This is a genomic window from Nostoc sp. (assembly GCF_036917535.1).
In the GTDB taxonomy this organism is placed as follows: Bacteria; Cyanobacteriota; Cyanobacteriia; order Cyanobacteriales; family Nostocaceae; genus Nostoc.
Window position 1 is genome coordinate 95,339 of record NZ_JBALDA010000026.1, and the last position, 17,856, is coordinate 113,194.

General features: G+C 43.4%; 18 protein-coding genes and 1 other RNA gene. 13 read left to right on the forward strand and 6 right to left on the reverse strand.

Annotated elements, in window-relative coordinates; genetic code table 11:
• Positions 1-33 precede the first annotated feature (33 nt).
• Positions 34-783, forward strand: a complete 750-nt coding sequence (locus V7K56_RS08905) for an SDR family NAD(P)-dependent oxidoreductase (RefSeq protein WP_334909598.1) — start codon at positions 34-36, stop codon at positions 781-783.
• A gap of 35 nt (positions 784-818) precedes the next feature.
• Here the strand turns inward: V7K56_RS08905 and V7K56_RS08910 are convergent, their stop codons facing one another.
• Positions 819-1,826, reverse strand: a complete 1,008-nt coding sequence (locus tag V7K56_RS08910) for a sugar-binding transcriptional regulator (RefSeq protein WP_334909600.1) — start codon at positions 1,824-1,826, stop codon at positions 819-821.
• A 94-nt stretch (positions 1,827-1,920) separates the two neighbouring features.
• Positions 1,921-2,724, reverse strand: a complete 804-nt coding sequence (locus V7K56_RS08915) for an SDR family NAD(P)-dependent oxidoreductase (protein WP_334909602.1) — start codon at positions 2,722-2,724, stop codon at positions 1,921-1,923.
• Between the two features lie 148 nt (positions 2,725-2,872).
• On the opposite strand from V7K56_RS08915, the gene V7K56_RS08920 reads away from it, so the two are divergent.
• The 7 genes from V7K56_RS08920 to xylB all read left to right on the forward strand — a co-directional run bounded on the left by V7K56_RS08920 (position 2,873) and on the right by xylB (position 10,767).
• Entirely contained in the window at positions 2,873-4,219 is a 1,347-nt protein-coding gene (locus V7K56_RS08920) for an ABC transporter substrate-binding protein (protein WP_334909604.1), read from the forward strand.
• 97 nt (positions 4,220-4,316) lie between these two features.
• Positions 4,317-5,240 carry a carbohydrate ABC transporter permease gene (locus V7K56_RS08925; protein ID WP_334909606.1) on the forward strand — a complete coding sequence of 308 codons (924 nt, stop codon included), beginning with the start codon at positions 4,317-4,319 and terminating at the stop codon, positions 5,238-5,240.
• A gap of 51 nt (positions 5,241-5,291) precedes the next feature.
• Positions 5,292-6,113 carry a carbohydrate ABC transporter permease gene (locus tag V7K56_RS08930; RefSeq protein ID WP_334909608.1) on the forward strand — a complete coding sequence of 274 codons (822 nt, stop codon included), beginning with the start codon at positions 5,292-5,294 and terminating at the stop codon, positions 6,111-6,113.
• A gap of 128 nt (positions 6,114-6,241) precedes the next feature.
• A complete protein-coding gene (locus V7K56_RS08935) occupies positions 6,242-7,399 on the forward strand; it encodes an ABC transporter ATP-binding protein (protein ID WP_334909610.1) in 1,158 nt (385 codons plus the stop codon).
• The gene (locus V7K56_RS08940; RefSeq protein WP_334909612.1) at positions 7,356-8,852 is read left to right on the forward strand and encodes a mannitol dehydrogenase family protein; all 1,497 of its coding nucleotides are present in this window, start codon (positions 7,356-7,358) and stop codon (positions 8,850-8,852) included. Before V7K56_RS08935 ends, V7K56_RS08940 begins: the two co-directional genes overlap by 44 nt.
• A 47-nt stretch (positions 8,853-8,899) precedes the next feature.
• Positions 8,900-9,268, forward strand: coding sequence for an SDR family NAD(P)-dependent oxidoreductase (locus V7K56_RS37020; protein ID WP_442939963.1), 369 nt, complete (start codon positions 8,900-8,902; stop codon positions 9,266-9,268).
• A gap of 11 nt (positions 9,269-9,279) precedes the next feature.
• Complete coding sequence (gene xylB / locus V7K56_RS08950) at positions 9,280-10,767, forward strand: xylulokinase (RefSeq protein ID WP_334909614.1); 1,488 nt, start codon at positions 9,280-9,282, stop codon at positions 10,765-10,767.
• 184 nt (positions 10,768-10,951) lie between these two features.
• On the opposite strand, the gene V7K56_RS08955 is transcribed toward xylB, so the two are convergent.
• The 3 genes from V7K56_RS08955 to V7K56_RS08965 all read right to left on the reverse strand — a co-directional run bounded on the left by V7K56_RS08955 (position 10,952) and on the right by V7K56_RS08965 (position 12,782).
• Positions 10,952-11,341, reverse strand: a complete 390-nt coding sequence (locus V7K56_RS08955) for a DUF120 domain-containing protein (RefSeq protein WP_334909616.1) — start codon at positions 11,339-11,341, stop codon at positions 10,952-10,954.
• A 215-nt stretch (positions 11,342-11,556) separates the two neighbouring features.
• A complete protein-coding gene (locus V7K56_RS08960; RefSeq protein ID WP_334909618.1) occupies positions 11,557-12,165 on the reverse strand; it encodes a TetR/AcrR family transcriptional regulator in 609 nt (202 codons plus the stop codon).
• 113 nt (positions 12,166-12,278) lie between these two features.
• Positions 12,279-12,782, reverse strand: coding sequence for a GNAT family N-acetyltransferase (locus V7K56_RS08965; protein ID WP_334909620.1), 504 nt, complete (start codon positions 12,780-12,782; stop codon positions 12,279-12,281).
• 396 nt (positions 12,783-13,178) lie between these two features.
• Here V7K56_RS08965 and V7K56_RS08970 point away from each other — a divergent pair, with 396 nt between their 5' ends.
• Positions 13,179-13,664 carry a beta-lactamase hydrolase domain-containing protein gene (locus tag V7K56_RS08970; RefSeq protein WP_334909622.1) on the forward strand — a complete coding sequence of 162 codons (486 nt, stop codon included), beginning with the start codon at positions 13,179-13,181 and terminating at the stop codon, positions 13,662-13,664.
• A gap of 119 nt (positions 13,665-13,783) precedes the next feature.
• Positions 13,784-13,927, forward strand: coding sequence for a hypothetical protein (locus tag V7K56_RS08975; protein WP_334909624.1), 144 nt, complete (start codon positions 13,784-13,786; stop codon positions 13,925-13,927).
• 229 nt (positions 13,928-14,156) lie between these two features.
• Here V7K56_RS08975 and V7K56_RS08980 read toward each other — a convergent pair whose 3' ends face one another.
• Entirely contained in the window at positions 14,157-14,480 is a 324-nt protein-coding gene (locus V7K56_RS08980; RefSeq protein ID WP_334909626.1) for a hypothetical protein, read from the reverse strand.
• Between the two features lie 804 nt (positions 14,481-15,284).
• Here V7K56_RS08980 and V7K56_RS08985 point away from each other — a divergent pair.
• The 3 genes from V7K56_RS08985 to ssrS all read left to right on the forward strand — a co-directional run bounded on the left by V7K56_RS08985 (position 15,285) and on the right by ssrS (position 17,132).
• Positions 15,285-15,737: a pentapeptide repeat-containing protein gene (locus V7K56_RS08985; protein ID WP_442939964.1), complete on the forward strand. Its 453-nt coding sequence runs from the start codon at positions 15,285-15,287 to the stop codon at positions 15,735-15,737.
• The gene (locus tag V7K56_RS08990; RefSeq protein WP_334909628.1) at positions 15,734-16,888 is read left to right on the forward strand and encodes a 5-(carboxyamino)imidazole ribonucleotide synthase; all 1,155 of its coding nucleotides are present in this window, start codon (positions 15,734-15,736) and stop codon (positions 16,886-16,888) included. The genes V7K56_RS08985 and V7K56_RS08990 overlap by 4 nt, the downstream gene beginning before the upstream one ends.
• 60 nt (positions 16,889-16,948) lie before the next feature.
• Positions 16,949-17,132: non-coding RNA, 6S RNA (gene ssrS, locus V7K56_RS08995), on the forward strand.
• Positions 17,133-17,856: the final 724 nt, after the last annotated feature.

A 17,856-nucleotide genomic window follows, 5' to 3' on the forward strand; every position in this document is an offset into this window, starting at 1 on the left:
TGGCTAATTATCAATTATTAAGGAGTTAAATAAATGACAGGTAAATTAGAAGGAAAAGTAGCAATTATCACTGGTGCATCAGCCGGAATTGGAGAAGCAACTGCGATCGCTTTGGCAGCAGAAAAAGCAACAGTAGTACTTGCTGCTAGGCGTGGCGATCGCATTCAGGCATTAGCAGAACGCATTGAAGCTAGTGGTGGCAAGGCATTGCCTATTGTCACTGATGTAACTGATGAAACTCAGGTAAATAACTTGGTGGCAAAGGTCAATGCAGAATTGGGAAGAGTCGATATCCTTGTGAATAATGCCGGGATTGCCTTATTAGGAACTATTGAAGCTGGAAATAGCTCAGACTGGCGGCGATCGTTTGACCTCAACGTATTGGGACTTTTATATGCTACTCATGCTGTTTTACCTCTGTTGAAAGCGCAAAAATCGGGGCATATAGTCAATATCTCCTCAGTGGCAGGCCGGACAGCGCGGGCGGGCATCGGTGTTTACAATGCTACCAAATGGGGTGTTAATGCCCTCTCGGAAGCACTGCGCCAAGAAGTCCATAAAGACAACATCCGCGTCACAATAATCGAACCTGGTTTGGTGGATACGGAAATTGATAACCAAATTACCGATCCCGTTGCCAAACAACGGATTCAAGAACGACGCAATTCAATTCAACCTCTGCAAAGCGAAGATATTGCAGCTGCGATCGTTTACGCCCTTACGCAACCACCGCGTGTTAATGTCAACGAAATCCTCATCCGACCAACAGGACAAGAACAATAAAATAATGTGTAACTCAACACTTAGCATAAATTATCTCACTTAGTACTTACTTTCATCTGAGAAAGAATCGCTTGGGCGGCAGCTTCGTCGGTAATTAATCCTGTAATTAACTTGCCATGCAGAGCAGCCAAAATCGCCTCTGCTTTTCTCACACCGCCTGCCACACCAATAATCAGTCGATGAGCCGGTTGTTCAAGAGCGACACTGGCAACCCGACTGTTTGTCCCCTGTTGTAGTAATACTCCATGATCGCTGTAAGCCCAACCTGCAATTTCTCCTACTGCACCCAGTTCAATCAATTCAGCTACCTCATCGTCATTGATGAAGCCATCTTGATGTAACGGAGCATTCCAGGCAATGTGACTAATTCCGACAAAGGTTGCTTTGGCTTGCTCTGCAAGAGTTTTGACGGCGATAAACGATCGCTGAGTCTGCAATAGTTCTCGTTCTTCAATGCTAGTGGCAACAACCGGAGTCGGCACTGGGTAAGCTTGGGAACCGACGCGATCGGATAAATGTATAACTACTTCGTGACGACCTGCACGCCCAGAGTGGGACATATTGCCAATAATTGACACAATCTTATGCTGGGGTTGGTTCATTGAGGGGATCTGCTCTACCATTGTTCGCAATGTGCGACCTGATGACAACGCTAGTATGTTTGGAGTTTTAGCCATCAGATAAGCCTCTAGGTGAGTGGCAGCACATACTCCAATTCCATATAATGTATCGCCAGTACCTGCGTCAGTTGGTACTACTTCACAAAGTGACAGAGCAAAGCGATCGCGTAACGACTCAGCCAGAGCAATGCATTCACTCAGGGGATGATCGAGTCGAAATTTAATCAATTTTTCACTGACTGCCAGTGCCACTAAGCGTTGTGCAGCTTGCCGGGACACATTGAGCTTGGCAGCAATTTCTTCTTGTGTATTGCCGGCGATGTAATAGAGCCAAGCAGCATGAGCAGCCAGGTCTAATTTGCGAGACCGAAAGGGCAAGCCAGCTTTGCTGGCATCGCACCGATCCAAAAAAGGTTGTCCCATATACTACCTGCAAAAACTATGTACCTACCAAAGGAATGATTTATTTTACATATCTGCCTAAATATAGAATTTTTGCTCAATTATCTTTAAATTTCTATAACCCTCCAGTGACTTCCAAGTTAAACCCAGTAATATAGCTTGCCTCTTCGCTCATCAGAAATGCTACCCCATTCGCCACCTCTTCTAGGCTTCCCAAACGGCGCATCGCTACTGAATCGATCATCTGTTGCTCAACCACCTTGGGATCGGCATCAAAGTATTGTGACCCCACTGCTGCTTGCAATTGTGTTTGCCGCGTCCACATAAAACCAGGGCCGATCAACGCCGGGGAGAGGGCATTTACCCGAATGCCATAGGGAGCCAAGTCTTTTGCTGCTGTCTGAGTAATACCAATCACCGCAAACTTAGAAGCGGCATAAGCCAACATATTTGGCGGCCCAACCACCCCTGCATAACTCGCCATGTTGACAATCGCGCCTCCACCTGCATCGCGTAATTGTTGTGCAGCCGCCTTGAGAATGTGGAAAACGCCGACAACGTTAATGTCGATCACCTTTTGAAAGTCGTCTTCAGGATATTCGTCAGTCTTGGCAAACAATCCTTGATAACCCGCATTATTAAATACATAGTCGATCCGCCCAAACTGCTTGACAACGCCACTAAAAGCTTTGACAACATCATCACTAGCTGTAACATCACAGCGAAACGTGCCAACTGGAACGTCGTAACCTTTTAGTTCCCCAGCCACATCTGCCATTTTCGGTTCATTCAAATCTAGCAGAGCTATTCCTGCACCATTCGCAGCAAAACGGTGTGCAGTTGCCTTGCCAATATCTCCCGCACCACCCGTAATTAGGATCGTCTTACCTGCAAACTGATAAGTTGCTTTTGCCGTCATAGATTCAACCTCTTATTGAAGAATTGTTGCAAATGACCGTGATGGAAATCAGATTGGTATGATTTCTATTATTGAGCTTTTGCCCAAAATTAGAGCATAAAATCAAAAATTTATTTTGTTCAGTTTTTTACTTTAAAGGAGTTATGCAATGCGTATTCGCCGCTTCGCTAAAGTGCTAGCTGCATTTCTGGCTGGAGTGATGCTGGCGCAATTAATATATGCTTGCTCACCGCGCTCCCAAGCCCCCCAGAAAACTAGACTAACGATCGCCACAGTTAATAATGGCGACATGGTGGTGATGCAAGGGCTTTCTCATAAATTTGAGTCAGCTAATCCTGATATTCAACTCCAGTGGGTTGTGCTGGAAGAAAATGTGTTACGCCAACGCACAACTACAGATGTTGCAAGCAAAGGTGGGCAGTTTGATGTCATGACTATTGGTTCCTATGAAACACCAATCTGGGCTAGAAGGGATTGGTTGAAGCCTTTAGATTTAGGTGCAAACTATGACGTAAACGATCTACTCAAACCCATACGAGAAGGGCTTTCCAATAACGGCAAACTCTATGCCGTGCCATTTTATGGGGAAAGTTCCATGCTGTACTACCGAAAAGATTTGTTTGAAAAAGCCGGGATTACGGTGACTCAACAGCCAACTTATCCCCAAATGAGAGAATGGGCAAGCAAAATCCACGACCCAGCGCATGGGGTTTATGGTGTTTGCCTGCGCGGGAAACCAGGTTGGGGTGAAAACATGGCATTTGTTTCCACATTGGTTAATACCTATGGTGGACGGTGGTTTGATATGAAATGGCAACCAACGATTAATACTCCAGCTTGGAAAGAGGCGATCGCCTTTTATGTTGATTTGCTCAACAAATATGGGCCCCCAGGAGCTAGTTCCAATGGATTTAATGAAAATCTAGCATTATTCTCCACAGGTAAATGCGGGATGTGGGTAGATGCAACCGTTGCTGCGGGGCTGTTATCCAATCCGAAAGAATCTCAAGTTTATGACAAAGTTGGCTTTGCTCGTGCGCCAATTGAAAAATACCCCAACGGCTCAAATTGGCTTTGGGCTTGGGCATTAGCAGTTCCAAAAACATCCAAATCGCCAGAAGCCGCGCAAAAGTTTGTTGCTTGGGCAACCTCTAAAGAATACATCCAACTAGTTGCAAAAGAAAATGGCTGGGTTGCTGTGCCACCAGGGACTCGGACTTCCACATATCAGAATCCCAACTATCGAAAAGCTGCACCCTTTGCTGAAATCGTACTAGCAGCGATCCAATCTGCTGATGCTACCCGTCCATCTGCACAACCAACTCCTTATAAGGGAGTTCAATATGTTGATATTCCAGAATTTCAGGCGATCGGTACTTCAGTCGGGCAAACCTTGGCAGCAGCACTGACGAATCGGACATCGGTAGACCAAGCGTTGCAGCGATCGCAGAAATTCACCGAACGCTTTATGAAACACACAGGTTATATCGAGTAATTCTCGGCCGTTCCACATCTAACTTGCATACAGTCAGCAGCGAGGATATCTATTAATTCTGCGTTTTTTATTTTGAATTTTGAATTTTGAATTGCTTATGTCTTCTTCATTAGCGGTAAAACCTCAACACAAAACGCCACCACCCGCAAGACAACGGACTGCGCGGCAAGTGTCAACCTTACCTCTGGTTGCACCTTCGGTTGTTGTCCTGCTGCTGTGGATGATTGTGCCTCTGGTGATGACTGTATGGTTTTCCTTTCAGCGGTATAATCTACTGAATCCAAATGCACGCAAATTCATTGGGATTGAAAATTTCACTTTCATTCTCAGTGACTCAGCTTTATGGACATCAATCGCCATCACAATAGTTTTAGTTGTTTCTGTTTTAGCAATCACAATTGGTCTGGGCACACTCTTAGCAGTACTATTTGACCAAGATTTTTATGGTCGTGGAGTAGCGCGGGTCCTGGCAATCTCACCATTTTTTGTTATGCCCACAGTTAGCGCCCTAATCTGGAAAAATATGCTAATGCATCCAGTGAATGGGCTGTTTGCTCAAATTACTAAAGGTTTAGGTTTGGGGGCGATTGATTGGTTTGCCAGCGTTCCCTTACTTGCAATTATTATTATTGTTTCCTGGGAATGGCTGCCCTTTGCTTTACTAATTTTGTTGACTGCAATTCAGTCGCTTGATCGCGATCAGTTAGAAGCAGCGCGGATGGATGGTGCAAATGCGATCGCTCTATTTCGTTTCGTTATGCTGCCCCATTTGAGCCGCGCCATTTCTGTGGTTGCGATGATTGAGACAATTTTCTTTTTGACCATCTTTGCGGAAATATTTGTCACCACAGGCGGCGGGCCGGGACTTGCAACCACTAATCTTGCCTATTACATCTTCTTAAAAGCCTTGCTGGAATTCGATGTCGGCGGTGCTTCAGCTGGTGGATTAATTGCCGTCATTCTTGCCAACATCGTGGCAATCTTTTTGATGCGGAGTGTTGCTCGTAATTTGGATACCTAATGCCAAGTTTCTGAAGCTAACTTTTCTAATTACAAATTACAAATTAGCTTTATGGCACGTAAAAATTCTCAGATTTGGCTATGGACATTGCTCGGCTGGCTTGCCGCTTGCATCTTGTTTTTCCCGATTTTCTGGATGTTTCTCACCAGTTTCAAAACTGAAGTAGCAGCAGTTTCAACTCCCCCGCAGTTGTTTTTCCGTCCGACATTCGAGAACTATATTGCTATCCAAGACCGGGCAAATTATTTCAATTATGCGTTTAACAGCGTGGCGATTTCCCTGGGATCGACTATAGTCGCGTTACTCCTTGGCGTACCCGCCGCCTACGCAATGGCGTTCTTTCCAACCAAACGCACCAAGGGCACTTTACTCTGGATGCTGTCCACTAAAATGCTGCCACCCGTTGGCGTGCTAGTTCCTATTTACATTTTGTGTCGCAACGCTGGATTACTGGATACTCACATCGGTTTGATTATCATTTATACTCTGATTAATTTGCCAATCGTCGTCTGGATGATTTACAGCTTCTTCAAAGAAGTTCCGAAAGAAATTCTCGAAGCCGATCGCATGGATGGAGCAACCACACAGCAAGAACTCATTTATGTATTGCTACCATTGGCACTGCCCGGAATTGCATCCACTGCATTACTCTCAATTATTTTGTCATGGAACGAAGCATTTTGGAGCTTGAACTTGACAACCGCAGATGCCGCGCCCCTTACAGCCTTTATTGCTTCATTTTCTAGTCCTCAAGGATTATTCTGGGCAAAACTTTCGGCAGCATCAACACTGGCGATCGCACCCATCCTCATCTTTGGTTGGCTAAGTCAACGGCAATTAGTCCGGGGTCTGACTTTTGGTGCCGTGAAATAACTGAACGCAGAAAGTACACACTTTTATTCTTCTCTGTGCTTCGCGCCAGTTGCTTCAAGTCGGGGAACCCGCCCAACGCACTGGCTTCTCTGCGTCTGTGCGTGATCAAAAACTTAGGAAACATTTATATGTCAACAGTAGCTTTAAGAAATATCCATAAAACATACGCTGACACAGAGATCATCAAAGGCATTGATCTTGACGTGGGCGATCGCGAATTTGTCGTTTTCGTCGGCCCCTCTGGCTGTGGAAAATCAACCTTACTCCGCATGATTGCTGGACTAGAAGAAATTTCCTCTGGCGATTTACTCATTGATGGACAAAAAGTCAATGATGTGCCACCCGATAAACGCGGTTTAGCAATGGTCTTCCAAACTTATGCCTTATATCCTCACATGACAGTGGCGGAAAATATGGCCTTTAGCCTCCGACTTGCGGGTATGCCCAAAGCCCAGCGGTATGAAAGGGCGCGGGAAGTCGCTCGTATCTTGCAATTAGAGCCGCTTTTAAACCGTAAGCCCAAAGAACTATCAGGAGGACAACGCCAACGGGTAGCGATTGGTCGTGCTTTGGTGCGTAATCCCAAAGTATTTTTATTTGATGAGCCACTATCTAACCTGGATGCTGCTTTGCGGGTACAGATGCGAATTGAGCTTGCCAGTTTACATGACAGTTTACAAGCTACGATGATTTATGTTACCCACGATCAAGTTGAGGCAATGACCCTTGCCGACAAAATTGTGGTGTTGCAGGGAGGCATTATTGAACAAATGGGTTCTCCCCTGGAATTATACCACTATCCCCGCAATCTATTCGTCGCCGGATTTATTGGTTCACCGAAAATGAACTTTATCTCAGTCACGGTGTCAGCCGTCAATGACTCTGGTGCAACGGTCAGACTTCCTGGTGACGCAACCTTAATGATTCCGGTGAAGCCCAAAACTTTGTCAGTTGGGGATAAAGCAACATTAGGGATTCGTCCCGAACATCTACGGCTTGATCGCAATAACCCAAGCATGAATGGTGAAGTAGTAGTTGTAGAACGATTAGGTGGAGAAACCTATCTCTATATCAAGATTGCGGGTGGCGAAACCATAGTTGTACAAACAGACGGAGATAATCCGGCTAAAATGCATGATTACGTTCCGATTTCCATTAACGGTGAGCTTTGCCATTTGTTCGATGGCGACGGTGAAGCCATTCCCAAAGTTCATCGTCACCACTTAACCCAGAATGAATCCCATGAACAGCAATATCAGCACAGGATCAGCAATCAAGCTGAATGAAACATCTCTGTCTCATTTAGGCAATAACGTTCGCGTACCCAAATATGATCGCCATCAAATCACTAATGGTATCGTCCATATCGGTGTAGGTGGGTTCCATCGCGCACATCAGGCTTTATATCTCGATAATTACTTTCATCAGCATTCCGGTAGTGATTGGGGAATCTGCGGGGTGGGGCTACTGGAATATGACAAACGAATGCGGGATGCACTGAGTTCACAAGATTGTTTGTATACCTTAGTGGAAAGGTCGCTAGAAGGCGATCACGCTCGTGTGATTGGAGCAATTACAAAATATTTGTTTGCCCCAGATAACTGCCAAGCAGTAATTGACACCTTAGCAGACCCCAAATGCCGCATCGTCACCCTCACCATTACTGAAGGCGGCTACTACTATATTGAAGGTAGCGGTGAATTTGATGCCAATCACCAAACAATTCAGTACGATTTGCAACATCCCGATGAGCCAATTGGAGTATATGGCTTTTTGACAGCAGCCCTTGATCGCCGCCGTCAACAGGGACTAGCACCGTTTACCGTATTGTCCTGTGACAATCTGCAAGGTAACGGTAACATTGCCAGAAAAATGTTGACCGCATTTGCCGAAATGCAAAATCCAGAATTGGGAAGTTGGGTAGCCGAACAAGTAGCCTTTCCTAACTGCATGGTTGATCGCATTACTCCCGCTACCACTCCAGCAGATATCAAAATGGTAGCGGAACAGTTTAATATTGATGATGCTTTTCCAGTTGTTGCCGAACCGTTTCTTCAGTGGGTAGTCGAAGACAATTTCTGTGCGGGTAGACCTGATTGGGAATCTGTTGGCGTGCAGATGACTAATGATGTTCATCCCTATGAAATGATGAAAATCCGGCTCTTGAACGCTAGTCATTTGTTGATTGGTTATCTTGGCACTTTAGTAGGCTACACCTACGTTCATGAGGTAATGGCAGATCCATTGATCCGACAAGCCGTCGATAATTTAATGGCAGAAGTTACGCCCACACTCCAACCTGTACCGGGGATTGATTTGGACGATTACAAAAAAACCTTAATTGAACGCTTTGCTAATCCTAAAATTCGCGACCAACTGCCGCGTCTTTGCCTCAATAGCTCCGCCAAAATGCCAAAATTTGTTTTAGGCTCAGTCCGTGACGCACTACGCAAAAATGTGGCGATTGATTACATGAGCTTAACCGTTGCTGCTTGGTTCCGTTACCTGAATGGACTTGATGACTTAGGTAACGCCATTCCCATTGATGACCCAATAGCAGGTACTTTAACTCAACTAGCTCATTCTAGTGGTTCCGATGCCAAACCATTGCTCGACCTGACTGAGATTTTTGGCGATTTATCGCAATCGCCTTTTGCCGATGCAGTTACGAACCATTTACGTAAATTGTATGAGTTTGGAGCTAAAGAAACATTAACCCGATTTTTAGAGAAAGCTTAACTAGATGAAAGCTGCAAATTTCCAAGGCGGAAGTTTTATTTTCCGCCTTGGACTTACGGACAAAAGCACAAATTTATGAAGAGGATGTCTCTGTCCTCTCACAGGTATCGAACCATCAGAAAGCTACTGAAAGAAAGTGCAGTCAGTGGTGCTCGGTTGAAGCTGATAGTGATGGGCTACAGTTACTAGAGAGTGAGTTCAATCATCAAGTATCAGAAAATTATCAGGAGGAAATGATAGCAGGCAAATTAGATGCAAAGGTGGCAATTGTTACAGGTGCATCTTCGGGAATTGGGGCGGCGACAACGATCGCTCTTGCAGAAGAAGGCGCACAGGTGGCGATCGCTTATGCCGTTACCCAACCGCCTCACGTCAACGTAAATGAAATTTTGATCCGACCAACGCAGCAGGAATAGGAGGGACAAAATTGACCGATATCGTAGTTGGTTTAGACTTGGGTACAGGAGGAGTACGGGCGATCGCAGTTGACCTGCTAGGGCAAATTATTGCTCAAGCAACCAGAAGCTATCCTCTGTTAACTCCACAACCTGGTTGGACAGAACAGAACTCATCGGATTGGGTGGAAGCAAGTTTAAATGCTCTGTTCGATGTTACTCAACAGCTAAACGGATACCGAGCGATTGCCCTCGGTTTATCTGGACAAATGCATGGCATGGTTTCTCTCGACGCCCAAGGCAAAGCGATTAGACCGGCAATTTTGTGGAATGACCAGCGCACAGGTAAAGCTGTTGTAGAGATTGAAGCCACTATTCCCCGTCAGGAGTTAATCCAGCGCACTGGAAATCCGGCAATTACAGGCTTTCAACTGCCGAAGCTTCTATGGTTGCGGACTGAAGAACCACAAGCATACACTCGGTTGTGGCAGATTCTTTTACCAAAAGATTATCTGGGATATGTGCTAACTGGCGAAATATTTACAGAACCATCTGATGCCTCTGGTGTCGGCTGTCTGAACTTAGCGAATCGGCAATGGGATAGAGATATTCTCCATGCTCTTGATATCAATCCAGCGTTGTTCCCCCCAGTCATTGAATCTACCGCGATCGCTGGACGGCTAAAATCTGAAATAGCCGCCCGTGTGGGATTACCTGTGGGATTACCTGTGGTTGCAGGCGGAGGTGATAATGCCGCAGCAGCCATCGGTTTGGGCATTTCATCAAGTAACCTCAACCGGGGTAGTTTGAGTATCGGCACATCAGGAGTTATCTTTGCACCGTGCCGCAGCTACGCCCGTCGTAGACATCGCCCAATTCCCGATCCCGAAGGTCGAGTGCATTTGTTCTGTCATGTGGATGGTGGCTATCACCTGCTGGGAGTAACGCTGGCGGCTGGTGGTTCTCTGCGTTGGTATCGAGATACATTTGCCCCGCATATATCCTACACCGATTTGATGGATATGGCAGAGCGATCGCAGCCTGGTGCGCGTGGTATTCTATTTCTACCCCACCTTGCAGGAGAACGTAGTCCCCACCTCGATCCAGATACTCGTGGTGCTTTCGTGAATTTGTCATTAACTCATACACCAGCAGATATAACTCGTGCTGTGTTGGAGGGGGTTGCATTTAGCTTGCGGTCAGCATTGGAGGTAATTAGTGCGATCGCTCCCATCGATCAACTTTTAGCAACGGGTGGAGGCGCACGTTCTCACATCTGGTTACAAATTTTGGCAGATATTTTGCAAACAAAACTCATTGCCCCCAAAGCCGAGGAAGGAGCCGCTTACGGAGCAGCTATTTTGGCAATGGTGGGGATTGGTGTTTACCCCAATTTAGAAACCGCACTCCAGATTTTACCGCAGGATAGTAATGTAGTACAGCCGCAGGCAAATCCTTTATATGAAGCAGGGTTTAACCGCTACAAGCTACTTTACAATACTTTGAAAGCTGTTCGTTAAGAATTTAGTTAAGTAGGTGAGCATAAATATTTGTCGTTGGGATAAGGCAGGAGGCGGTAGGTAGCGGCTAATAAGTTATTGGCTTCGGGCTAATTCCAGCAAACCTGCACCTTTTGATAACCGCTCTTGCTCTCAACCACTCGCGTAATAGATTAACGCTTCATCTGCAAGCAGATTGTTTAATTCAGAGAAATCTGACATTGTGAATCTCAACTTCAATCAAATCATTATCTTGAAGGTTATATAGCTCCCGAAGTTTCACATCGCAAGCTATCTCAATAATTGTTTTTGGATGATCTCCACTCTCAGTATTGTTTTTGTCTGTTCTTAAGATGAAAGCATCTCTGCCAAATATCTGGCAGGGAATAATGCTAACAGAAACAGTCCCCCCATATTCTTCTTTTTCTAAACGCATGACATTTTTTGGGAGATGGTAAGGTCGCTCTAACTGAATATTTAAAGTTCCAGGAAAGAATTTCATTCCCGTTTTTCTCAAGTAATATTCCTGGAGTTTCTCAATCCAGTAAGAAAAGTTTCCTAAACCACTGACGACCTTACCTTTCAAAATTTTCATATATCTTTATTTTGGGAAATAGGCTGGTATTTATATAAATTGAACATAAATTTTATGCAGTAGCGATCGCCAAAGCTATTCAAGAGGGAATAGCTATACTAGGAGTCCCGCAGAAATAACTTACCTTTTTAGCCTTAATAGATTATCAACTCCGAATCACAAATGTTGCCATAAATTATCTAATTTGGCTTATAGCTTATAGTTGCATTGACAACTTAGAGAGGAATGGCACTGATACCGCGCACAAAAATATCTACACAGGTTTCGATATAGTCCTCACAGCTATAGCTACCTTGATTGAATTTTGCACTGCGGCATAGCATTCCAGCCAAAAGCATTCCTGTAAACATATCAACAGCCGGAACTGGATCGAGGTCTGCCCTAACAGTGCCTAGTTTCTGACTCGATTGCAGGTAAGCTACCAGTTTTTGTGCTAAGGGCTTGGCAGCTTCTTGAATCACTTGTTTCGCTGCCTCTGGATGACGTTTGGCTTCTCCAATGAAAGTACGAATTAAGTCTTCCTGTGTCTCTAGCATAGTATTGTAGAGATGGGCATATTGTTTTAAATCAATTTTTAGATCCTGTGTCCACGCTTCGGGGTGTGCAAGGGCTTCTGTCTGGAGTGCCAAGGCATTTTTCATGACTGCTCCCAGAAGTTGTTCTTTGCTAGCAAAGTGGCGAAATAAAGTCACCTCATTCACACCAGCAACACGAGCTATTTCACGGGTAGTTGCTCCTTGAACACCTAAACTAGCAAATACCTGCAAGGCGGCTTCTATCAAACGTGTACGAGTGAGAGTTGATGAGCGGATGGTTTTATGCATTTATGCTAGCAAGGTATTTCCTTTCATCATAGATTATGTAGAAAAAGTGGTCGTAATTTGGGAAAATAATATTGATCCCAGTATATTTAAAGTTATTAAAAATATTTATCTTATCAAATTGATTTTGGTGCGATAGCTAATGTTTTACTCATTTTAGTAACTGGAACAACTATCCCACTTCTTAAATAATGAGGTGCTTTTTGGATGGCAGTAAATCCCAGTCGTAAATAAAACCCTTCAGCATAAAGGCTAGCAGTTGTAATTACCTTATCTATACCTTGCTCAGTTGCTTCGTCACAAAAATGTTGAACTAAAGCACGGCCAATTCCTTTACCTTGATATTTAGGATGGACATACAGCCCGATGAGTTCATCAACAATGAAACTAGCAAAACCGGCAACAACATCTCCCTTGATCGCAACCCAGAAAGATTCCGCTTTCATACTCTTCAAGATATTTGAACCATCAGGTTTGTCGCGGTAATTGCGCCAAGCAAAAAGTTCTTTTTGGGTGTAGAAAGTTGCAGGTAAAGCTTTGATAGCAGCAATATGAATTGCACTCAGCACCCACGCATCTGTTTCTTGGGCAGGTCGAAGAGATATTTCCTTAGCGCTCATAGTTCAGTGCTGGCGTTCAGATTATAACAATACTATTCCAATGGATAGAGAAGGAGCTTGTTTTATAAAAGTCATTATTGATACCCTTGTTCGCAAAAATTCCGATCAATTGCTCCTGCAACTTGCCCAATAGTATAACTTTTAAATATAATCTACATTAATTTTATCAACAAAACGTATAAAAAACTCTAATTAACACTAATTCTATCGACAAACCGTATATTATGGATAAAGCAAAAAAATAATCAATTTCAAAAGACAAATTTTGAAGTAATCAAGCAATATCTTGTGATATTTGGCTTATTTTGCGGTGTTTATTTTGAATATCTTCTCAAAGCTTGCTCTATTAAAGTATTTGACAAGCTAGAAGACATTAGAAAATCAAAAGGAGTAAATGTGATCAACGCCATACAAATTAACGAAAACTTGACAACAACAGGACAAGTCATACCGAAACAGCTTGAGCAAGCTATTCAAGAAGGTTTTAAGTCCGTTCTCAATTTGCGATCGCCTGATGAACTAGGATTTTCCAAAGATGAGCAAAAAGTAGCGGAAGCATTGGGGCTGTGTTATCAAAATGTTCCACTCAAGGTGGATCTCAAAAATTTGAATGAAGAGGTTATTACTAAAATCCTTACGACACTCGAACAAATCCCGAAACCAGCGGTTGTACATTGTGCCGCCGGGATGCGATCAACTGGAATTGCGCTGTTGAGTATCGCTATCCAGGAAGGATTAACACCAGAGGAAACCTTAGCAAAAGCAAGAAATCTCGGCTTTGGATTCTTTGAACACGTTAGTGTTAGTCCCCGATTGAAGCAATTATTTGTAGACTACGTTAACAAACACGCAAAAATAGCTATACCTGCTAGCTGTTCTTAAATGTTAGTGATTTCTAATTGTTATGTCTTAATAGACTAGTACCACAAGGCGGAAGTCAAAAGTATAATGGAATGGGCTTTTTAGGGATTTTAAATGGTTGCTCGTCTTGCAAAGTTCTGATGCCTGCGGCGGGCTGCACCAACGGCGGTAACCGCCGCTCAACGCCAGGAAAGCCCAAGTCGAGAAACCCTTCCTGTGCGACTCGCTCGACTTTGCGCTATTTACGCCGTGGCGTACTAGAAGGCTGCTATACAAATCATTAAAGAACAATTCAAAAGTGAAGTCTGAGACGCTTTGCCTTTGTTTAGAATCAAGACGTTCTCTACGTTCGCGCAGCGCGTAGCTTGTTTCTTTGCAGGGGTAGCGAGTCGCACAGAATTCAATTGGAGAATTTTGGCTCCTGACTCCTAAATTCTTTTTTGTTAAATTAAAAACTGCTCTTGCTGAAAGCAGACAAAAGCAGTTTTTAATAGCAAAGCCCAAAATAATAATTTAGGCATCTTCAAGTTCAAATTGAGCCACTGTAACAGCATTAAAAGCGAAAGCTAAAACTAATGGCATCGGCGACTGTAACCAAAAGGTAAAAAGAACAGCTAGGATTGTGCCAATTACTGCCGACAGCGACCACAATCGTTCTTCCAAAGTTAGTCCTTTTTCAGCTTTAATCAATCTGAGAACATGAACTGGAATTGGCTCTGGCATTACCCCACCCGGAGGGAAAGCCCAGAAGTTGTTACGTCGCTCAACAAATAAATCTGTCCAGCCATTTTCTTGGCACCATGCCTCAATCCATTGAAGAGAGTAATGATTCATCATCGGGTTTCGGAGTTTGGTTTGTGGAAGTTGTGTACTTGGTGAATGTAAACTCTGGGAGATTCCTGAAGAACTAACTAATCGCTATAAAATTAACGCTAATTATCGAACTTTTAAGCTTTGTTAAGCAATTGAAACGCAATTAATTACGTTCAAACCTTGCTTTCATTAATTAAAAGACTAACAGTTGATTGGGGCTGTTGAATTCAAAAGACAACAAACTTTACTTGCAAAAAGTAAAGTCAAGAATTGTAAATAACTCCGTGAGTATTACTGCTCAGAAAAACTTTTTATATCTTAAAAATTTAAATCCAGAAATGAAGAATTGTAAATAAGTCAAGAAGCATAAGCCATAGTAAACATTACTTGATTCAGCTAAATTATTCCTTTAGAGTTAGAAATTTCAAGTTTTATCTTCATTAAGAACGATAGATTATGCTCCCCGTCTCTATTTTGCTAAAGCTTGCTTGATGTAAGAAATAATTTATACTCAGTCATTGCGTATCGCTATTTAGTAATTATTGTTCTGATATCTACTCTAATTTTAGTGCGATCGCAGATTGCCACTCTCTACCCCAAGTAGCAAGGATAATTTTGCTAAAGTAAGAAGTTTATGCTCTTTTTGCGTTACAAAATATTAAGCAACGGAAATATAAGTTCTCCAAGTCCAATAGCAAGGCTGCGAGTCTCTATTAGTACGATCCAGTCTTGCTAATATTCAAGTACGGTAATTAAATGCAGCAATTATACACTAAATTGGCTCTCAATATATTTTGGCGGCAGGGGTTGGCGTTCCTTCTCGGAATTATGATCTGGTGTCTGGCCGATCCAGCAGTGGCAGTAGACTGGACTCATCCACTGTCATTTAGCAATGCAGAGTTATCAAGACGTGATTTTTCTGGACAGAGTTTGCAAGCTGCGGAGTTTTCTAACGCCAATATGGAATTGGCTAACTTTACAAACGCTGACTTACGGGGAGCAGTCATGAGCGCTTCGGTGATGACAAAAGCAAATCTCCACGGAGCGGATTTAACGAATGCAATGGTCGATCAGGTAAACTTGACTAAGGCAGATTTGAGCGATGTAGTTTTCAAAGAAGCTCTTTTGCTCCGTGCCATATTTGATGATGTAAATATAGACGGTGCAGATTTTACAGATGCAATTTTGGATAGAGCGCAAATCAAAGAACTGTGCACCAAAGCCAGTGGTGTGAATTCCAAAACAGGCGTGCAAACTCGTGATTCTCTAGGATGTCAATGAAGCGTGTTGGTGTAATTGGTGGCGGACAACTTGCCTGGATGATGGCGGATGCAGCACAGAAGCTAGAAGTAGAATTAGTAGTACAAACTCCTAGTGAACACGACCCGGCCGTGTCAATCGCCAAAGAAACTGTTTTCGCACCAGTTGATGATGCAAGTGCTACGGAAATATTAGCTCAAAAATGCGATGTCATTACCTTTGAAAACGAATTTGTTAACCTGAATGCTTTATCTGGTTTAGCACAGCAAGGCGTTTGTTTCCGTCCCAGATTAGAGGCATTAGCTCCTCTTTTAGATAAATATCATCAGCGTTGCTATTTACGCGACTTAGGATTACCAGTTCCTCAATTTTTTGCCCTTGACGAAGTAGAAAATCTCAAATCAAAAATAGAATATCTAGGTTTTCCAGTAGTCCTCAAATCCCGCCGTCATGGTTATGACGGTCAAGGTACTTTCATAATTCACGATTTTGCTACTTTAAAACAAAAGCTAAATCATGAAAGCACAACAAAGACTTTAAATCAATCACTATTCTTGTTAGAAGAATTTGTCCCATTTGAAAGAGAACTAGCAATAATTGTAGCTCGTTCTGTGGAGGGAGAAATTGCCACTTATCCAGTGGTAGAAACCCAACAAGAAGAACAAGTGTGTCGGCGGGTGATTGCGCCAGCCGAGACTACGCCTAATCAAATAGAAGAAATCCAAGCGATCGCACATACTCTATTAAATAGCCTAGAAGTAGTGGGAATTTTGGGAATTGAGCTATTTCTCAGGACTGATGGCAAAGTGCTGGTAAATGAAATTGCACCACGTACACACAATTCTGGGCATTTTTCTCTTGACGCTTGTGAAAGTTCTCAGTTTGAGCAGCATCTTCGAGCCGTTTGTGGTTTACCTTTGGGAAATCCGGCTTTGCAGTGCGCCAGCGCCGTAATGGTGAACCTACTGGGGTATGAAAATTCTCACAGTGACTACCAAAGCCAGCGTCAACAAATAGCAGAAATTCCCCAGGCGCAGGTTCACTGGTATGGAAAGACAGAATCACGTCCGGGACGAAAGTTAGGACATGTCACCGTTTTGCTGGACAATCAAAATCGAAAGATGGCGATCGCGATCGCCCAGACCATAGAATCTATCTGGTATCCCAGGTAAATAGATCGGAAAGTTTCGATATTAAACACACAACATCTTTTGAAAAGCTATAATGAGTGAGTTGCACTACGACGTTGGTGACTGCCATCAAGTTTTTTGATCTATGCCTTTAATGACAAGGGAGTCAACTGTTCTCGTGGCAGTAGACCGGGCATGTACCCGGAAACTTTAAACGAGGAATTTAGGTTCCCACCTGGATAAACCCAGGTCATAAACTTAGGTAAAACGGCGTCGCGGTGAACTTAAAATTATTAGCTCCCAAAGTTCAGTTAAAACTTGGGAGCTTTAATTATTTCAATCAGAAAAACTTATATTACTGCAATAAATGCCACTGGAATTGGGAGAAAATACGATTTTTTAGTAAGCCCTCCAAGCTTTCTAGATTGGTTGAGCCAATTTGTAAGCTCTTGGCTTGCGTTTTTAGCGGTCTCAAGTACACTACTTACTACTTTCTACAGAGGTTGAACTTGCTTTGAGAGCATTTTCTTCCAATAAGGAAATCAAATGGTAGACTTCTTTAGCTGATGCGCCTTGAAGATTAATAGGTTGGGACAAGTTGCTAGTGAAAGCGTAAAACGTTAAGTAAGAATCAGTGCTGGCTGAGGGATGATTTTCTATTTCACGAAGCGGATGAGTGGCAAATAAGAGATACTGAGCATCTAGTAGATCGGGAAATTCTTTATGAAACTGACCTGCTTGGATTATGCTGAAGTCTGCTTTAGGTTGTCGAGCTAGAAAACATGCAAGGCTGCCAATCGGATCGGTGCTCTTAAGTGGACGATGTTTGATAACTCCATCTTCTCGATCATCTGGATACCAAGGATACAGACCTGCGAGTAAGATATTTTCTTTTTCCCTACCAAATACTTTAAACGGGACTTAAACAAAAATTAAGCCCAAATGTAGCCCAAACTGGCTTTATAGGCTGCAAACAGGTCACGATTTAGGGTCAACCAATCGAAAAATCG